This is a genomic window from Plantactinospora sp. WMMC1484, from assembly GCF_049315195.1.
Classification (GTDB): domain Bacteria; phylum Actinomycetota; class Actinomycetes; order Mycobacteriales; family Micromonosporaceae; genus Plantactinospora.
Map to the genome: position 1 here is coordinate 210,993 of NZ_CP186055.1, position 16,925 is coordinate 227,917.

At 71.1% G+C, this 16,925-nt stretch carries 14 protein-coding genes and 1 pseudogene; 5 read left to right on the forward strand and 10 right to left on the reverse strand.

Features of this window, described 5'->3' with window-relative positions:
* Positions 1–28 precede the first annotated feature (28 nt).
* The 3 genes from ACN28C_RS00955 to ACN28C_RS00965 all read right to left on the reverse strand — a co-directional run bounded on the left by ACN28C_RS00955 (position 29) and on the right by ACN28C_RS00965 (position 2,840).
* On the reverse strand, positions 29–1,147 hold the full coding sequence (locus ACN28C_RS00955) for an IS630 family transposase (RefSeq protein ID WP_422771730.1): 1,119 nt from the start codon (positions 1,145–1,147) through the stop codon (positions 29–31).
* A 139-nt stretch (positions 1,148–1,286) separates the two neighbouring features.
* The gene (locus tag ACN28C_RS00960; protein WP_422771731.1) at positions 1,287–1,934 is read right to left on the reverse strand and encodes a hypothetical protein; all 648 of its coding nucleotides are present in this window, start codon (positions 1,932–1,934) and stop codon (positions 1,287–1,289) included.
* A gap of 111 nt (positions 1,935–2,045) precedes the next feature.
* Positions 2,046–2,840 carry a hypothetical protein gene (locus ACN28C_RS00965; protein WP_422771732.1) on the reverse strand — a complete coding sequence of 265 codons (795 nt, stop codon included), beginning with the start codon at positions 2,838–2,840 and terminating at the stop codon, positions 2,046–2,048.
* Between the two features lie 56 nt (positions 2,841–2,896).
* On the opposite strand from ACN28C_RS00965, the gene ACN28C_RS00970 reads away from it, so the two are divergent.
* Positions 2,897–4,048 carry a DNA recombination protein RmuC gene (locus tag ACN28C_RS00970; protein WP_422771733.1) on the forward strand — a complete coding sequence of 384 codons (1,152 nt, stop codon included), beginning with the start codon at positions 2,897–2,899 and terminating at the stop codon, positions 4,046–4,048.
* 268 nt (positions 4,049–4,316) lie between these two features.
* A complete protein-coding gene (locus ACN28C_RS00975) occupies positions 4,317–7,598 on the forward strand; it encodes a S8 family serine peptidase (protein ID WP_422771734.1) in 3,282 nt (1,093 codons plus the stop codon).
* Between the two features lie 111 nt (positions 7,599–7,709).
* Here the strand turns inward: ACN28C_RS00975 and ACN28C_RS00980 are convergent, their stop codons facing one another.
* Both ACN28C_RS00980 and ACN28C_RS00985 read right to left on the reverse strand, forming a co-directional pair.
* Positions 7,710–8,156, reverse strand: coding sequence for a hypothetical protein (locus ACN28C_RS00980; RefSeq protein ID WP_422774921.1), 447 nt, complete (start codon positions 8,154–8,156; stop codon positions 7,710–7,712).
* 155 nt (positions 8,157–8,311) lie between these two features.
* A pseudogene (locus ACN28C_RS00985) lies at positions 8,312–9,295 on the reverse strand (4-hydroxy-3-methylbut-2-enyl diphosphate reductase); the annotation flags it as partial.
* A gap of 98 nt (positions 9,296–9,393) precedes the next feature.
* On the opposite strand from ACN28C_RS00985, the gene xseA reads away from it, so the two are divergent.
* Positions 9,394–10,614 (forward strand): exodeoxyribonuclease VII large subunit, encoded by a 1,221-nt coding sequence (xseA, locus tag ACN28C_RS00990; protein WP_422771735.1) that lies wholly within the window; start codon positions 9,394–9,396, stop codon positions 10,612–10,614.
* Positions 10,615–10,672: 58 nt separating this feature from the next.
* A complete protein-coding gene (locus tag ACN28C_RS00995; protein ID WP_422771736.1) occupies positions 10,673–10,903 on the forward strand; it encodes an exodeoxyribonuclease VII small subunit in 231 nt (76 codons plus the stop codon).
* A 125-nt stretch (positions 10,904–11,028) separates the two neighbouring features.
* On the opposite strand, the gene ACN28C_RS01000 is transcribed toward ACN28C_RS00995, so the two are convergent.
* Both ACN28C_RS01000 and ACN28C_RS01005 read right to left on the reverse strand, forming a co-directional pair.
* Positions 11,029–11,796 carry a hypothetical protein gene (locus tag ACN28C_RS01000; RefSeq protein ID WP_422771737.1) on the reverse strand — a complete coding sequence of 256 codons (768 nt, stop codon included), beginning with the start codon at positions 11,794–11,796 and terminating at the stop codon, positions 11,029–11,031.
* A gap of 122 nt (positions 11,797–11,918) precedes the next feature.
* Positions 11,919–12,575: a DUF4245 domain-containing protein gene (locus ACN28C_RS01005; protein WP_422771738.1), complete on the reverse strand. Its 657-nt coding sequence runs from the start codon at positions 12,573–12,575 to the stop codon at positions 11,919–11,921.
* 174 nt (positions 12,576–12,749) lie between these two features.
* On the opposite strand from ACN28C_RS01005, the gene glpX reads away from it, so the two are divergent.
* A complete protein-coding gene (glpX, locus tag ACN28C_RS01010) occupies positions 12,750–13,781 on the forward strand; it encodes a class II fructose-bisphosphatase (RefSeq protein ID WP_422771739.1) in 1,032 nt (343 codons plus the stop codon).
* 34 nt (positions 13,782–13,815) lie between these two features.
* Here glpX and ACN28C_RS01015 read toward each other — a convergent pair whose 3' ends face one another.
* The 3 genes from ACN28C_RS01015 to ACN28C_RS01025 form a co-directional block, all read right to left on the reverse strand.
* The gene (locus tag ACN28C_RS01015) at positions 13,816–14,784 is read right to left on the reverse strand and encodes an NAD(P)/FAD-dependent oxidoreductase (RefSeq protein WP_422771740.1); all 969 of its coding nucleotides are present in this window, start codon (positions 14,782–14,784) and stop codon (positions 13,816–13,818) included.
* Positions 14,785–14,896: 112 nt separating this feature from the next.
* Positions 14,897–15,556 carry a rhomboid family intramembrane serine protease gene (locus ACN28C_RS01020; protein WP_422771741.1) on the reverse strand — a complete coding sequence of 220 codons (660 nt, stop codon included), beginning with the start codon at positions 15,554–15,556 and terminating at the stop codon, positions 14,897–14,899.
* Between the two features lie 142 nt (positions 15,557–15,698).
* Positions 15,699–16,388 (reverse strand): lytic transglycosylase domain-containing protein, encoded by a 690-nt coding sequence (locus ACN28C_RS01025; protein ID WP_422771742.1) that lies wholly within the window; start codon positions 16,386–16,388, stop codon positions 15,699–15,701.
* Positions 16,389–16,925: the final 537 nt, after the last annotated feature.

Below are 16,925 nucleotides of genomic sequence, written 5' to 3' on the forward strand. Positions count from 1 at the left end.
CCATGAACGTTTGCCGGGTCTGAGTGGGTCAGGCGGCCTTGAGCCGGGGCCGTCCCCAGCGGTGTTGTCGTTCGCTGCGGACGCGGGCTCGTTCGCGGCGTTGGGCGGCGAGGACGTCGGGGTGGCGGGCGTTGGCGTTGCGCCAGCGCAGGTATTGCTGCAGCTTGCGGGTCAGGACGGTGTGGTTGGGGTGGTTCGAGTTCGCCATGGTGAACGTGCGCAGCGGTCCGAACTGCGCCTCGATCGGGTTGGCCCAGGACGCGCTGGTCGGCGTGAGACACAGCTCGACCTTGTTCCGGGCCGCCCAGGCCCGGATCGTCGGGGTCTTGTTCGCCGACAGGTTGTCCAGGATGACGTAGATCGGTGCGCCGTCCGGCCGCGTCCTGCGGATCGATTTCAGCGCGGACAGGGTGTGATCGGCGCCTTTGCGTCGCCGGTTCACACCCCAGAGCTGGTCGTCGCCGAGGCTGTAACAGCCGTGGAAGTAGCGGATGCCGTGCGTGCGGTGGTAGGTCGCCGGCAGCCGGTCCGGATGCGACCGCCGTGCCCAGCCGCGGCCGTGGTGCGGGCGGATCGACAGCGGCCCGAACTGGTCGAAGGCGAAACACCGGTTCGGGAACCTGGTGGTCACTTCCTCGATCCGGTCGAGTTTGGCATCGAAGTCCGGGTCCTTGGATTCCTTCCAGGTGCGGGTCCGCTGCCAGCTGACCTCGTTACGGCGCAGGATCTGCCGCAGCCGTTCCCTGCCTACGTTCACGGTCCGGGCAGCGTCGGTGGCGAGGTAGTCGGCGAGTTTGCGCAGGCTCCAGCAGGTGAAGGGCCGCCCGAGCGTGCTCGGGCGGGCCTTGGCCGTCGCGACGATGAACGCGATGTCGTCGTCACTGATCAGGCGGGGACGGCCTCCCGCCCACTGAGGGTCCAGTGCGCGAAGACCGATCTCGTTGAACGCGTGGATCACGTCACGGACGGTGTCCTCGTGCCCGGCGATCAGGTTCGCGATCGCCGGCACCGGTGTCCCGGACGCCGACGCCATGATGATCAGCGCCCGGCGCACCCGGACCGAATCATGCTTACCCCGGCGGACCAGTTGTTGCAGCTTGCGGCCCTCTTCCTGCGTCAGCCGCCGTGCCCTGACCGGCTCAGCCAAGCCGTCACCTCACTCTCAACAGCCAATATCACCGCCGTTGAGAGTGAGGCTTCGAAGACGACTACCGACGGACATGTCCCGGTGTGTCGCCGATCCGGTGAACGTTCATGGACAACGCACTAGCGTCGCCGGGCGGGGTTCAGAACGGCCAGTCGCGCAGGAAACGCAGCCCCAGCAGGAAGGCGACCACCGCCGGGCCGACCGCCAGGGTGACCGCCTGGGCCCGGTACGCGATCCGGTGCCGGAGCAGTTCCATCCCGTTGGCCAGGATGATCACCCCGGCGACCATCATGAACCCGCCCCACCAGCCGATCGAGCCGAAGTCGAGCACGTCGTTGACGAGCAGCAGGAAGGTCACCCCGAGCGCGGCGGCGTCCAGCGCCAGCAGCGCGACCGTGCGGTGGAAGGCCCGGGGCAGCGGATCCGGCGATCGCCAGAGATAGGTGCCGGCCACCGCCAGCGCCGGCAGCGTGATCATGAACGGCCAACCCCTGCCCATCACCCCGAGCATCAGCAGCGCCCCGACGGTGAAGACGAGCCCACCGACGCAGGCCAGCAGGTATCCGACGAAGCCGCGCCCGCCGCCGCGGACCAGCAGCGGCACACCGGAGGCCGCGATCAACGCCCCGGGTACCAGGACGAAGCCCGCCCACCAGTGGAACCGGTCGATCGACTGTGCGGTGGTGGTCACCGCCACCACCCCGAGCCCCGCCCCGGCCAGACCCGCCAGCCAGCTCCCGGCGGCCTGCGGCCGGCGCCCTCCCACGGTCTCCACGTCAACGCTCACAGGTGACGACTCTGCCGGCTCGCCGCGGCCGGGACCATCCCGTCAGCCCTACCATCCGCCGGACGGTTAGCCGGACGACCGCCACGATCGCGGAACAAGACGGGCCGGAGGCTAGAAATCGCCGCCGCCGAAGTCACCACCACCGAAGCCGCCACCGAAATCACCGCCGAAGTCGCCGCCGCCGAAGTCACCGCCGCCCGCGCCGCCGAAGTCGCCGCCGCCCGCGTCGCCCGCGCCGCCGAGGTCCGAACCGTCGGCGAAGCCCTCCTGATAGCCGGCGTCGTAGCCGTAGCCGGGGTCGGCGAACGCGGGCGAAAAGAGCGCGTCGGCGATCAGCATGCCGCCCAGCACCCCGGCGCCGGCCGCGAGGCCGGTCTTCCACCACGGGGTCGAGTACCAGCCCGCCGGCACCGGCCGGCCGCGCATCCGACCACCCGGGTAGTAGTAGGGCGTCGCCGCTCCCGGATTCGGGCCGGCCCGGAACGTCTCGCCCTGCACCTGCACCTCCCGTGGCACGGTGACCGCGCCGACGCCCCGGGCGGCGGCCAGCGGCGGCAGCTCCGGCCCGGGATCGATGCCGAGCGCCACCCGGGCCGCCCGGACGTACGCCAGCCCCTCCAGCGCAGTCTCCCGGGCCAACTCGTACTGCCGGGTCGTGCTCGCCTGTTGGAGCTGGCTGCCGGCGGCGTTGTAGCGCTCCCCGGCGTCGGCCAGCGCCTGCCGGACCGCCGGCTCGTCCCCGTGCAGGTGCATCAACTGCCCGCCCAGCCGCTCGTACCAGCGCCCCGCCTCGGCCCGCGCGTCGGCCAACTCCCGGGCCCGCCGGGCCGCACTTTCTCGTCGCCACCAGAGCAGACCGGCACCGAGCAGCAACACCAGCAGGAGGAACCAGATCACCTCGGCCATCACCCCACGGTACCCAGCCCGGGCGAGGGACCGCGCCGGCCGGCCGGGCGCCTGGCATGCTCTGTGAGGTGGACCTCTCGACCCTCGCGGTGGTGATCGTCTGCCTCGTCGCGGGCGGGGCGATCGGCTGGCTCGCCGCGACCGCCCGGTCGGGCGCGCAGATCGCCCGGCTCGACGCGACCCTGCGGGCCACCCGGGACGGCGAGAGCCGGCTGGAGCAGTCGATGCGGGCGCTCTCCTACGAGGCGACCGCCCAGTCGCAGGAGGCGGTGGCCCGGGCGGTGGCGCCGCTACACGAGACCCTGCGCCGCTACGAGCAGCGGGTCGCCGAGCTGGAGCACGACCGGGTGGACGCGTACGCGGAGCTGCGCGAGCAGGTGCGCTCGATGACGGCGGTCTCCGGCGAGCTGCGCACCGAGACCAAGCAACTCGTCGCGGCACTGCGCGCACCCCAGGTACGCGGCCGGTGGGGCGAACACCAGCTCCGCCGGGTGGTCGAGGCGGCCGGGATGCTGGAACACTGCGACTTCTCCGAGCAGGTCACGGCAAGCACCGACCAGCAGGGCGTCCGCCCCGACCTGGTGGTCCGGCTGCACGGCGGCCGCTCCGTGGTGGTGGATGCGAAGGCGCCCTTCGACGCGTACCTGACCGCGATGGAGGCGCGCGACGAGCACGGCCGGGACCGGCACCTGGATGCGCACGCCCGGCACCTGCGGGCACACGTCGACGCGCTCGCCGCCAAGTCCTACTGGGCCGCCTTCGACCAGGCCCCCGAGTTCGTGGTGCTCTTCGTGCCGGCGGACCCGTTCCTCGACGTGGCGCTGCAGCGCGACCCGACGCTGCTGGAGCACGCCTTCGCCCGCAACGTGGTGCTGGCCACCCCGGCCACCCTGGTGGCGCTGCTGCGTACCGTCGCGTACTCGTGGCGGCAGGAGGCGCTGGCCCGCAACGCGGTGGCGGTGCACGCGCTCGCCCGCGAGCTGTACGGCCGGCTCGGCACCCTCGGCGAGCACGTGTCAAAGCTGGGCGGCGCGCTCGGCGGGGCGGTGACCGCGTACAACCGCGCGGTCGGCTCGCTGGAGGCCCGGGTGCTGGTCAGCGCGCGTAAGCTCGCCGAGCTGGGGGTGGCCGGCGACGACCTGCCGGCGCCGCCGCAGGTCGAGGCCGCCCCCCGCCAGCCGCAGGCCCCCGAACTGCTCGACACCTGAAAGGAAGGGCCCCCGCTTATCGTTTTCTGTTGTAGCGGGGGCCCTTCCTAACGCCTCGGCCGTGAGACGCCTCGGCCGTGAGTGTCCGGTTCGGACCTCCGATCGGCCGGCCATCGACGCCGATCCGCGCCGGTGCCCCGCCGACCGGCTCGTTCAGGTCACGGGGAGGTCACAACGCGCAAGTCCATAGTGACAGGCACGCGTGCGGAGACCGAGGATTCCGGTCACGTGTGCCCTGCGTTGCCGGGCCCTCTTCCTCGCGGAGGACATGAACGTGAGCAGATCCCACATCTGGCGTCGACGGACATGTGCCGGGGCACTCGCCTCGGTGCTGACCCTCAGCGGCCTGACCCTGGCCAACGCCACCCCGGCGAGCGCCGATCCGACCGCCGCCCCCGAGACGCTGAAGACCGATCCCACCGACACCCTCGGTCCGCGCGACCTGGAACTGCTCGCCGAGGCGAAGTCCCGCGACGAGGCCCGGGTGACGCTGCTCATTGCGGCCGACAGGGGCCGGTCGGCCTCGGTCGTGACCGGGCTGCGGAAACTCGGCGGTGTCGTCGCCAAGCGGGCCGACGAGGTCGGCTACCTCCGGGCGAGCGTGCCGACCTCGGCCGTGCCGGCCGCCGCGTCGCTGCCCGGCATCACCGCGGTCGACCTGGACGACACGATCAAGATGCCGGACCCGGAGCCGACCCCCACCCCGGCGCAGGCAAGGGCGCGGGCGCAGGCCAGGGCGGCGGTGGCGGGTCCCGGTGCCGACACCCCGGCCCGGAACCCGTACATGCCGACGCACGAGATCGGTGCGGTGGACTTCAAGGCCGCCCATCCGAGCTGGGACGGTCGGGGCGTCACCATCGGCATCATGGACACCGGGGTCGACCTGGACCACCCGGCGCTACAGACCACCTCCACCGGCGAGCGCAAGATCGTCGACTGGTTCACCGCCACCGACCCGCTTTTCGACGGCGACGCGACCTGGCGCATCATGCGCGACGAGGTGACCGGCCCGAGTTTCAGCTACGCGGGCGCCACCTGGACGGCGCCGGCCGGGACGTACCGGATCAACCGCTTCTCGGAATCGATCACCGGGGGCAGCGAGCCGGGCGGTGACGTCAACCGGGACGGTGACACCACCGACCAGTTCGGCATCCTCTACGACCCCACCAGCCACGACATCCGGGTCGACGTCAACCAGAACCGGGACTTCACCGACGACGCGGTCATGCGCCCGTACGCGCAGCGCTACGACGTCGGCCACTTCGGCACCGACAAGCCGGAGACCCCGGTACGCGAGCAGACCCCGTTCGTGGTCGAGTTCCGCGAGGACGTGGACACCACCCCGGCCGGCCTGCCCGGGGCGTACGACTTCGTCAACATCGGCCTGGTCGAGGACGCGCACGGTTCACACGTCGCCGGCATCACCGCCGCCAACGACATGTTCGGCAACCGTGACCTGGATGGCGGGGCGCCCGGCGCCAAGCTGGTCTCCGGCCGCGCCTGCACCTGGGGCGGCGGCTGCACCTTCGCCGCGCTCACCGACGGCATCGTCGAGATGGTGATCAACCGTGACGTGGACGTCATAAACGTCTCGATCGGCGGTCTCGGGCCGCTGAACGACGGCAGCGACCTGCGGGCCGAGCTCTACGGCCGGATCATCAACGAACTCGGCGTGCAGCTCGTCTTCTCGGCCGGCAACTCCGGCCCAGGCGTCAACACCATCGGCGACCCGTCCACGGTCACCGACATCGTCAGCGTGGCCGCCGGGATCAGCCAGGAGAGCTACCTGGCGAACTACGGTTCCGAGACCCGTACGCCGTACCAGCTGCTCTACTTCTCCTCGCGCGGGCCACGCGAGGACGGCGGTTTCAAGCCGAACATCACCGCTCCGGGCTCGGCGATCTCCACCACCCCGCTCTGGCTGCCGGGCAACCCGGTGCCGGAGGCGGGCTACCCGCTGCCGCCCGGCTACCAGATGATCAACGGCACCTCGATGTCCGCCCCGCAGGTGACCGGCGGTCTCGCGCTGCTGCTCTCGGCCGCCAAGGCGAACCGCAAGCTGGTCACCACGGCCGCGCTGCGCCGGGCGATCTACTCGTCGGCGTCCTGGATCGACGGCGTGCCCGCGCACGGCCAGGGCAACGGCCAGCTCGACGTCCCGGCCGCCTGGCAACTGCTGGCCGGCGCCGCGATCGAGACCCGCGGCTACACCGTCGACGCGCCGGTCTGCACCCCGCTCTCGGACCTGCTGGCCACCCCCGACCGGGGCACCGGGATCTACAACCGGTGCGCCATCGGCGACGGTGGGCAGCGGCCGGGCGTGGTGAAGACCTACAAGGTGAAGCTCACCCGGACCAGCGGGCCGAAGGGTACGGTCCGGCACGCGCTGCGGCTCGTCGGCGACGCCGGCAGGGTCTTCCGCAAGGTGCCGAAGCACGTCGACCTGCCGCTGGGCAGGACCGTCGCCTTCACCGTCGAGGCAAAGGCGGGCGTCGGGGTGCACAGCGCGATCATCGAGGTCGACGATCCGGCGACCCCGGCGGTGGACTTCGAGTTCATGAACGCCGTCACCATCGCCGAGGTGCCGAAGAAGAAGGACTTCTCCTTCTCGGCCGGCGGCAACGTCGACCGCAACCTCTTCCGGACCTACTTCGTCACCGTGCCGGAGGGTGCCGGGTCGTTGCAGGTCAACCTCTCCGGCATCGCCCCCGGCTCGCAGACCCGGTTCATCGCGATCAACCCGTGGGGCATCCCGATGGACAGCACCGCCAGCACGGCCTGCTTCACCAACTTCTCCGACGCCGCCGCGTGCAAGCCGGAGGAGCGGTCGTACGACAACCCGATCCCGGGCATCTGGGAGATCGAGGTGGAGTCGCGGCGTACGTCGCCGCTGCTGGGCAACCCGTACCAGCTTCAGGCCCGGATCCAGGGCGTCGAGGTCGACCCGGCCGTGACCGAGCTGCCCAGCGTGGTCGCCGGAGAGCCGACCCCGGTCAGCTGGGAGGTGAGCAACTTCTTCGGTCCGGTCGTGGTCACCGGCACGGGCGGGCCGCTCGGCAGCACGCTCGCGAACCGGCCGAGCATCGGCCACCACGAGACCCTGGTCTACGAGGTGACGGTGCCGGCCGGGGCCAGCCGGTTCGACGTGGCGATCGGCAACACCAGCGACGTCAGCGCCGACCTCGACCTCTACGTCTACAAGGACGGTGTCCGGGTGGCGTACGACGCCGACGGGGACTCGGAGGAGTCCGTCTCGCTGACCAACCCGGCGGCGGGGACCTACGAGATCGAGATCGACGGGTACTCGGTGCCGGCCGGCAGCACCGAGTTCGACTACCGGGACGTGTACTTCTCGGCCGCCCTCGGCAACCTGTCGGTACCGGCGAACTACGACGCGCTGCCGTACCGGGGCGCGACCACCATCACCGGGTCGGTGACCGCGCGGGAGGTCCCGCCGGCCGGGCGGCAGCTCTCCGGCGAGCTGCGGGTGGTCACCGTCGAGGGCGCCGTGGTCGGCACCGCCCTGGTGACGATCGGCGAGGTGAACTGAGTCCGCGATCGGCGTGACCGAGACGGGGCCCGTCCCAGCCTGGGGCGGGCCCCGTTCCGTCGTCCGCACCGGGCGATTCGCGGTCACCCGGACGGCGCCGGGCCGGCAGGGTCAGTCGCGGGTCGCGATCCGCACCATGAACGGGGTGCCCTGCTGGCAGGTGGTCATCAGGCCGGCACGTACCTCGCCGGTCACCGTCACCCGCGCACCGGGGACGAGCACCTCCCGGGGCCCGCCGACCAGCAGGTAGTTCTCCAGTAGCACGCAGTTGGGCTCGACGCCGGCCCGGACGGTGCCACTCAGCGTGGTCGTACCGCTGGGCGGCGCCCCGCCGTGCGGAGGGCGGGTCGGAGTGACCGCCGTCGGATTGCCGGGGACCGTCGGGCCGGGGCCGCTCGAGCCGCCGGGGGTCGGGCCGGTGGCGGTCGGATCCGGCTGGGCGCTGGGAGTCACCGGGCTTCCCTCCGGTCCGTCGGACGGCGTCGAGCCGGAGTCCGCGCATGCGCCGAGGGCCAGCCCACCGGCGAGTACGACTCCGGCGATCCACCGCATCCGCATGCTGTGTTGGACGCCCACGACTCCTCGATCGTTCCGTGTCACGCCGCCCCGGCCGGTCAGCCGTTGGCGCCGCTCGCCGCGAGTGATTCCGCCCCGGCCTGCCCTGCGTCGGCCTGCTCCGCCCCGGCCTGCCCCGCGTCGGCCTGCTTCGCCGCCGCCCTGGCAGCCGCCGCCTTCATGTCACGCCTGAGTTCCTGTGGCAGGGAGAAGGTCAGCCGCTCCTCCGCCGTGGTCACCTCGGTGACGTCGGTGAAGCCGCGCGCGGCGAGGTGATCGAGCACCTCCATGACCAGGTCGTCGGGGACACTCGCCCCGGAGGTGAGGCCGACCGTGCCCGCCCCGGCCAGCCAGTCGTCGGAGATCTCCGAGGCGTAGTCGACCAGGTGGCCGGCGCGGGCGCCCGCGTCCACCGCCACCTCGACCAGCCGGACCGAGTTCGACGAGTTGCGGGAGCCGACCACGATCACCACGTCGCAGTCGGCGGCGATCTCCTTCATCACGTGCTGCCGGTTCTGGGTGGCGTAGCAGATGTCGTCGCTCGGCGGAGACTGGAGCAGTGGCAGCCGGCGCTTGAGCCGGGCCACGGTCTCCATCGTCTCGTCCACCGACAGCGTCGTCTGGGAGAGCCAGACCACCTTCGACGGGTCCCGTACGGTGATCTTGTCGGCATCCTCCGGGCCGTCCACGAGCTGGATGTGCGCGGGTGCCTCTCCCGAGGTACCGATCACCTCTTCGTGCCCCTCGTGACCGATGAGCAGAATGTCGTAATCGTCCGCCGCGAACCGCCGGGCCTCGTGGTGCACCTTGGTGACCAGCGGGCAGGTGGCGTCGATCGCCCGCAGGGAGCGGGTCTTCGCCTGCTCGTAGACCTCCGGCGCCACCCCGTGCGCGGAGAAGATCACGATGGAACCCTCCGGCACCTCCTCGTTCTCCTCCACGAAGATCGCACCCTGCTGCTCCAGGGTGGAGACCACGTGCTTGTTGTGCACGATCTGCTTGCGGACGTAGATCGGCGCGCCGTAGAGCTTGAGGGCCTCCTGCACGGTCTGCACCGCGCGATCGACGCCGGCACAGTAGCCGCGGGGCCTGGCCAACAGGACACGCTTACCGGTCTGGGATGTCTCCTGAGCCTCGGTCACCCGCCCAGTCTACGTTCCGCCGGGGATTCCGCCCGCGTGGCAGTTCCGCCGCGGGACGGCGGCGCCGGGGTGGACGGCGGCGGCCGTAGGCTGGCCGGATGACCGAGGCCGGGATTCCCCGCAGTACGCCTGACGAGCCCTGGCCGGTCCGGGTGGTCAGCCAGAAGCTGAGCGCCTGGATCGGCAAGCTGGGCTGGGTGTGGGTGGACGGCCAGGTAGCGCAGCTCAGCCGCCGCCCCGGGGCGTCGACCGTCTTCCTCACCCTCCGCGACCCGTCGGCCGACCTCAGCCTCACCGTCACCACCAACCGGGACGTGCTGGACGCCGGCGCTCCGGAGCTGGCCGAGGGAGCCCGGGTACTGCTGCACGCCAAGCCCGAGTTCTATGCCGCTCGAGGCACGCTCAGCCTGCGGGCCGACGAGATCCGGCAGGTGGGGCTGGGTGAGCTGCTGGCCCGGCTGGAGAAGCTGAAGAAGCTGCTCGCCGCCGAAGGGCTCTTCGACCGGGCCCGCAAGCGCCGGCCGCCCTTCCTGCCCGGCCGGATCGGGCTGATCACCGGCCGCGCCTCGGCGGCCGAGCGCGACGTGCTGACGAACGCCCGGCGCCGCTGGCCGGCGGTGCAGTTCCGGACCGTCAACGTGGCGGTGCAGGGGCCGACCGCCGTACCGCAGATCATCGACGCGCTCAAGGTGCTCGACGCCGACCCGGGCATCGACGTGATCGTGCTGGCCCGGGGTGGCGGCGGCGTCGAGGACCTGCTCCCCTTCTCCGACGAGGCGCTGTGCCGGGCGGTCTTCGGCTGCCGGACCCCGGTGGTCAGCGCGATCGGGCACGAGACCGACGCCCCTCTGGTCGACTACGTCGCCGACCTGCGCGCCTCGACACCGACCGACGCCGCCAAGCGGATCGTGCCGGATCTCGGCGAGGAGAGCCGGCTGATCCGGATGGCCCGGGACCGGCTCGACCGGGCGATGATCGGACTCGTCGACCGGGAGGCGCACCGGCTCGACGCGTGGCGCTCCCGGCCGGCGCTCGCCCGGCCGGAGGTCCTGCTCGACCAGCGGAGCGCCGACGTGACCGCGCTGCGGGACCGGGCCGCCCGGTGCGTGCAGCACCGGCTCGGCACGGCAACCGGCGAGCTGCGGCACACCCTGGCGCGGCTCCGGGCGCTCTCGCCGGCCGCCACCCTGCACCGGGGGTACGCCATCGTGCAGCGCGCCGACGGTCATGTCGTACGCGCAGCAGGCGACGTGGTCGCCGGTGACCGGCTGCGGATTCGCCTCGCCGAGGGTGGGCTGGCCGCCGTCGTCGAACCGTAGCCGGCGCACGGGCGCATGCGGGTCCGCCTCGGCGCGGGTGTGCTGAGATGGGGGCACCATGACTGACGAACGTGTGAACGGTCCGGGCGACGGACTCAGTTACGAGCAGGCCCGGGCCGAGCTGGCCTCGGTCGTCGAACGGCTGGAGGCCGGTGGCACCTCGCTGGAGGAGTCGTTGGCGCTCTGGGAGCGGGGCGAGCGGCTGGCCGAGATCTGCCAGGGCTGGCTCGACGGGGCCCGGCAACGGATCGACACCGTCCGCCAGGCCCGCGAGTCCGCGCCGGGCTGACCCCCGCCGGCCCACCCGGCTCGAGTCGACCCACCGGTTCGAGTCGACCCCGGCCAACCCGACCTGCGGGGTTCAGCACCCCTGCCGCTCGCCGCCTCGACCGGTGCTCACTTCTCGACCGGTGCTCACTTGTTGAACAGCTCGTACGTCTCCGGAGACGCCTCCACCACCTCGCTGGCCGGCGGCGCGGTGGCCGGGCTCGCCGCACCGTAGTCGGAGTAGCTGACCGTGAGTTCGTGCGCGGTGCCGCCGGCCACCGCCGGGAGCTTGATGGTCATCGTGGAGAGCCGGCCCTCCGCATCGAGCTTCGCCTCGAACGGCAACTTCGTCGCCTCGGCGCCGAGCAGCTGGACCGAGTCCTCGTTGATCATGCCGGCGCCGGTCGCCCTGGTCAGGTCGATGGTGCCGGTGTACGTGCCCTCGCCGGTCTTCTGCACGTCGACGACCGCCTTGGTCAGCGCCTCGCTGCCGGCCGGGTCGACATCCTTGAAGTTGAAGCCGAGGCCGGCCGTGCCCTTGATCTTGGACTGGTCGAGATGCTGGTATTTGCCGGAGTTCAGGCTCTCCAGCCCCGGCACACCCTCGGCACCGGTGATCTCGAGCTTCACCCAGCTGTCAGGCTCGAGGTAGATGATATCCATGTCCATGGAGAACTCGCCCTCGCCGGCCTTCATGTTCATCCGGGCGCTCTTGCTCGGCTTGTGTACGACGCCCTGGCCGTCGAGATCGGCACCCGTCATGCTGAACCTGAAGTTACCTTCGGTGATCTCCTTGGTCGACGCGAGCAGCGCCTCCTTGGCGTCCGCCGGCACCGCCGGCGCGCCGGAGCCCGATGTGCCCGGCTCGGCGCCATTGTCCGTGCAGGCCGTCAGAGCCGGCGCGAACAGGGCCACAGCAGCGAGCGTAGCGACGCCCCACCGTCGGATTGTCACTGTCGTTCCTCCCCAGAATGTGGCCCGGCAGGCATCGCGCGCCCACCAGGTGTCCAGGCACGCAGCGTACCGGCGGGGGACGGCTACCGCATGGCGACGACGATCCGCCGCAGCTCGCTCTCGGGTGCCTGGCCGACCACCAGCACGGTCCGGTCGGGCTCCAGCAGGACGAGTGCGGACTCGCCGGGGCGGGCCGTGTAGCGCTGCCAACTGCGCCCACCCAGCTCGACCACGCCTCGCGGCCGCCCGTCCCGGGTCAGCTCGGCCGCGAGGAGCCCGTCGGCGGGCAGACTACTCTGCACCAACTGCACCCCGTCGCCGTCCGGGCTCAGGTAACCGATCCGCAGGGTCGCGCCGGCGGCCTCCCGCCGGAAGTCGGCGGTGACGGTGCGCCAGCCCTCGCCCAGGCCGGCCGGCTCGCTGACCGGGAAGGCGGCGGCTGCCCTGGCCTGCTGCACCGCCGGCGCCGGATCGACCAGCACCGGCTGGTCCGCCCCGAGGACGAGCCGACCGAAACCGATCACGAGGGCGATCGGCACGAGCAGTACCAGTAGGGAGATCACGATGTCCCTGGTCGACCGCTGCGACCTGATCGCGGCCGGGACGACCTGATCGGCCACGGCTCGGGCGTCCGCGTCGGCCCGGGTCTCCGACTCGGCTCGGGCGTCCGCGTCGCCGGCAGGTTCGGCGAGCGTCTGGTTCTCCGGGGTACGGTCGGCGGGTTGGGCAGCGGAGTTCACCCCTCTATCTTGACAGCCCCCGTCCGGACAACCCTCCTGGTGCCGGTTACCGCGATCCGGGCCACCGACACCCCGAGCCGGCGTTAGGTTGACCAGCGTGTCAGGATTCTGACGAGGCCGGCGGCGCGCCACGCTGTGCCGGGCCACCCCGCAGTGCCGCGAGGAGGAGCCGACATGACCAACACCAGGACCCGGGTGCCGCAGAACCTGGACCGCAACCTGGCCCTCGACCTCGTCCGGGTCACCGAGGCAGCGGCGATGGCCGCCGGCCGGTGGGTCGGCCGGGGCGACAAGGAGGGTGGCGACGGCGCGGCCGTCGATGCCATGCGCAAACTGATCAACTCGATCCCGATGCGCGGAGTCGTGGTGATCGGCGAGGGCGAGAAGGACAACGCCCCGATGCTCTTCAACGGCGAGCAGGTCGGCGACGGCACCGGACCGGAGGTCGACGTCGCGGTGGACCCGATTGACGGGACCACGCTGATGAGCAAGGGGATGCCGAACGCCCTGGCCGTGCTGGCGGTCGCGGAACGCGGCGCCATGTTCGACCCGAGCGCCGTCTTCTACATGGAGAAGCTGGCCGTCGGGCCGGTCTACGCGGACGCCGTCGACATCAACGCCGGAGCCGTCGAGAACCTGCGCCGGATCGCCAAGGTCAAGGGCACCGACATCTCCGACGTGACGGTCTGCGTGCTCGACCGCCCCCGGCACAGGGAGCTGGTGCAGCAGATCCGCCGGGCCGGCGCCGGCATCCAGTTCATCTCCGACGGCGACATCGCCGGTGCCATCGCCGCCGCCCGGGGAGAGTCCGGAGTCGACGTGCTGATGGGCATCGGCGGCACCCCGGAGGGCATCACCGCCGCGTGCGCGCTGAAGTGCATGGGCGGGGTGATGCAGGCAAAGCTCTGGCCCCGCGACGACGAGGAGCGGGAGAAGGCGATCGCCGCCGGGCACGACCTGGACCGGGTACTCAGCACCGACGACCTGGTGACCGGGGACAACGCCTTCTTCGTCGCCACCGGGATCACCTCCGGCGATTTGCTGCGCGGGGTCCGCTACCGGGCCGGTGGCGCGTACACCCAGTCGATCGTCATGCGCTCGAAGAGCGGCACCATCCGGGTGATCGACTCGTACCACCGGCTGGAGAAGCTGGCGCTCTATTCGGCGGTCGACTTCGACGGCCGACCCCTGGCCGAGCAGGAGTGACCGGGGTCGGGCCCGGGGCAGCCCACGACCCGGGTCAGCCCGCGTCGGAGGAGTGACCGGGGAAGAGGTGCGCGGCCGGGTCGATGATCACGGCCGCGTTGTTCACCGCCGTCGCGGCCTCGCCGAAGCCGGTGGCGATCAGCCGGACCTTGCCCGGATATTCGGTGATGTCACCGGCGGAGAAGACCCGGGGCAGGTTGGTCAGCATGGTGCTGTCGACGCGGATGTGCCGCCTGTCGAGGGCCAGTCCCCACTCGGTGAGCGGGCCGAGGTCGGCGGTGAAGCCCAACGCGGCGACCACGGTGTCGACCGGGACCGTCTCGGTGGTGCCGCCCTTCACCACGATGTCGGCACCGGTCACCGCACCATCACCGTGCAACCGCGTCACCTCGGCGTTGACCACGATGCGGACCGGCAGGTCGCGTACCCGGTCGACGGTGGCGGCGTGCGCCCGGAACCTCTCCCGCCGGTGCACCAGGGTGACCGACCGGGCCAGCGGGTGCAGCGCGAGCGCCCAGTCGAACGCCGAGTCGCCGCCACCGACGATCAGCACGTCCTGCCCGGCGAGCTCGGCGAGCTGCGGTACGAAGAAGACGATGCCGCTGCCCACGAAGTTCTCCGCCGCGGGCAGCGGTCGGGGGGTGAAGCTGCCCAACCCGGCGGTGATGATGATCGCGCCGCAGCGCAGCATGTCGCCGTTGGCCAGGCTCAGCACCGGCCTGTCCTCCAGGTACGACAGCTTCTCGGCGCGTACCCCGAGCAGGTATTCCGGGCCGAAGGCGTCCGCCTGGGTGACCAGGTTGGCGACCAGGTCGCGCCCCTTGATGGAGGGGAACCCGGCAACATCGTAGATCATCTTTTCCGGGTACATCGCGGTGATCTGCCCACCCGGCTCGGGAAGCACGTCGACGAGCGCGACCGAGAGCCCTCGGAACCCGGCGTAGTAGGCGGCGAAGAGCCCGGTGGGGCCGGCCCCGATTATCGCGACATCGACCTCACGCATGTGCTCACCGTCGCTCTCCGACCACGGGCTGATCAACAGCTCTGCTGATCCGACCGTAGGCGGACAGCACGCATCGAAGCAATAGCCGTCCCACCGCCGGGTGGCCCCCTGGTCAGGGCAGGGTCAGGGTCGACTCCGACCGGTACGGGTCGTCGTCGCGGGGACGTCGCCGCCGGAAGATCACCGCGGCCACCAAGCCGCCGAGCAGGCCGAAGAGGTGTCCCTGCCAGGAGATCGGCTCGTCGGTGGGTAGCACCCCGAGCAGTTGCCAGCCGTAGAGGAGCCCGACCAGCAGCACGACGCCGAAGTTCCACCAGCTCCGTTCGACGATGCCGCGCATGAAGAGCAGGCCGAGATAGCCGAAGATCACTCCGCTGGCCCCGACCACGATGGTCCGGGGCGATCCGGTGATCCACACCCCGAGCCCGCTGACAAACATGATCAGGAGGGTGGAGTAGAGGAACCGCCGCGCTCCGGTGGCCAGCACGAAGGTGCCGAGGAGGATCAACGGGATGCTGTTGCTGTAGAGGTGGTCGAAGCCGTGGTGCAGGAACGGCCCGAAGAAGATGCCGTCGAGCCCGGCGATACTCCGGGGCATGATCCCGGCGGCGGTGTCGAATCCGGCGTTCAGCCAGACGTCGAGCGCCTCGATCACGAAGAGCACCGGCACCACGGCGCACATCGCCACGAAGGCACGGCCGAGTGCCGCGTAGAAGGCTTCGGTACCGAACCGGTTCGGGTCGTTACCGCGGGACAACGGATCGAACGTCACCCTGACGTTGCTATCAGCTTCCGCGGGCAACCGCCACCGAAGCAGGTCGAGAGGGCACGGCGACGGAGCGGGGTCGGGGGCCGAGAGGGCGGGCCCGGACCGGTGTCGGTCGGTCCGGGCCCGCCCCGCGCGGGCGTTCGGCTCAGTAGAAGCCCTCGTTCTGGAAGTACGTCCAGGCGCCGCACGGCGTGTCGTAGCGGCCCTTGATGTAGCTCAGCCCCCACTTGATCTGGGTCGCCGGGCTGGTCTTCCAGTCACTGCCAGCCGAGGCCATCTTGCTGCCCGGCAGTGCCTGCGGGATGCCGTAGGCGCCGGTCGACCTGTTCTCGGCCTTGTGGTTCCAGCCACTCTCCTTGGTGAAGAGCTTGTCCAGGCAGGGCATCTCGTCGAGCGCGAAGCCCCGGTCCAGGAGCAGGGCACATCCGATCTTGCGGTTACCGCTGTATTCGTTGCACGAAGCGGGGATCGGCCCGGTGTAGGGCTTCGTCGCCTCCTCCGCCTCCTCCCTCTCCTGCTTCTCGCGTTCGCGCTTGCGGCTGGCGGCCTCCTCCGCCTTCCTGGCGCGCTCCGCTGCCGCCTTGGCGACCTGGGCCGCCTTGCGCGCGGCCTCCGCCTCGGCGGCCCGCTGCTCGGCCGTGGCCCGCAGGTGCGCCGCATGCCGCTCACGGATCAGATCCCACTCGGCCTGCTGCGCGTCGAACGCCGCCTCGGCCTCGATGCTGTGTTGCTGCGCTTTCCGGTCTTCACCGAGGTAGTAACCGCCGCCGACGCCCCCCAGAAGCAGGGCGACGGCGACTCCCCGGACACCGAACCGGCTCCACAGCCGACTCACAGGTGGTCCTCTCGTCGGGGACAGGGACGCGGCGCCGCCCGGACCGGATGGCCCCGGGCGTGGGCGCTCGAAGGACACGATTGCGCAAGCTGGGACCGCGGGGAAACGAGTGGCAACCTTTGTGAATTGAGTCACGCCGCTAACCGCCCTAAAAGCCCCTAAACCTCCCAGAGGGTACCAGGTGGGCATCGGATCTTAAATCGACGGCCGCCCCACCTCGAGCCCCGCCTTCACGGCGCCGGGCCGCCTGCGCCCCACCCTGGGCTGCAAAAAATCAGCTTGGAAAGGGCACAGTTGGGCCAGACCCATTTTTCCACACGTCGTCGACAAACGACCCGCAGCGGACCAGCGGAGTCCGGACGAACACGGCCCATTGCGGCCTTCCACCTCACGACGGGACACACTCCAGGGGTCGCACCTCTCGGGCAAGAAGGATTGCTTTCATCCCGCCGGAACGGGGTAGAGTTTTTGGCCGTGCGCATGTTTAAATAGATGCCTATCGTTCCTGCCGAAAGGCGACAGCCATGCGCCACCGTG

Coding starts and splice junctions, on each gene's coding strand:
- ACN28C_RS00965 (WP_422771732.1), bottom strand. CDS start 2,840: ATGGCCGAGGTGATCTGGTTCCTCCTGCTGGTGTTGCTGCTCGGTGCC.
- xseA (WP_422771735.1), top strand. CDS start 9,394: ATGACCGAGGCCGGGATTCCCCGCAGTACGCCTGACGAGCCCTGGCCG.
- ACN28C_RS00975 (WP_422771734.1), top strand. CDS start 4,317: ATGAACGTGAGCAGATCCCACATCTGGCGTCGACGGACATGTGCCGGG.
- ACN28C_RS01015 (WP_422771740.1), bottom strand. CDS start 14,784: ATGCGTGAGGTCGATGTCGCGATAATCGGGGCCGGCCCCACCGGGCTC.
- ACN28C_RS00980 (WP_422774921.1), bottom strand. CDS start 8,156: ATGCGGATGCGGTGGATCGCCGGAGTCGTACTCGCCGGTGGGCTGGCC.
- ACN28C_RS00995 (WP_422771736.1), top strand. CDS start 10,673: ATGACTGACGAACGTGTGAACGGTCCGGGCGACGGACTCAGTTACGAG.
- ACN28C_RS00970 (WP_422771733.1), top strand. CDS start 2,897: ATGCTCTGTGAGGTGGACCTCTCGACCCTCGCGGTGGTGATCGTCTGC.
- glpX (WP_422771739.1), top strand. CDS start 12,750: ATGACCAACACCAGGACCCGGGTGCCGCAGAACCTGGACCGCAACCTG.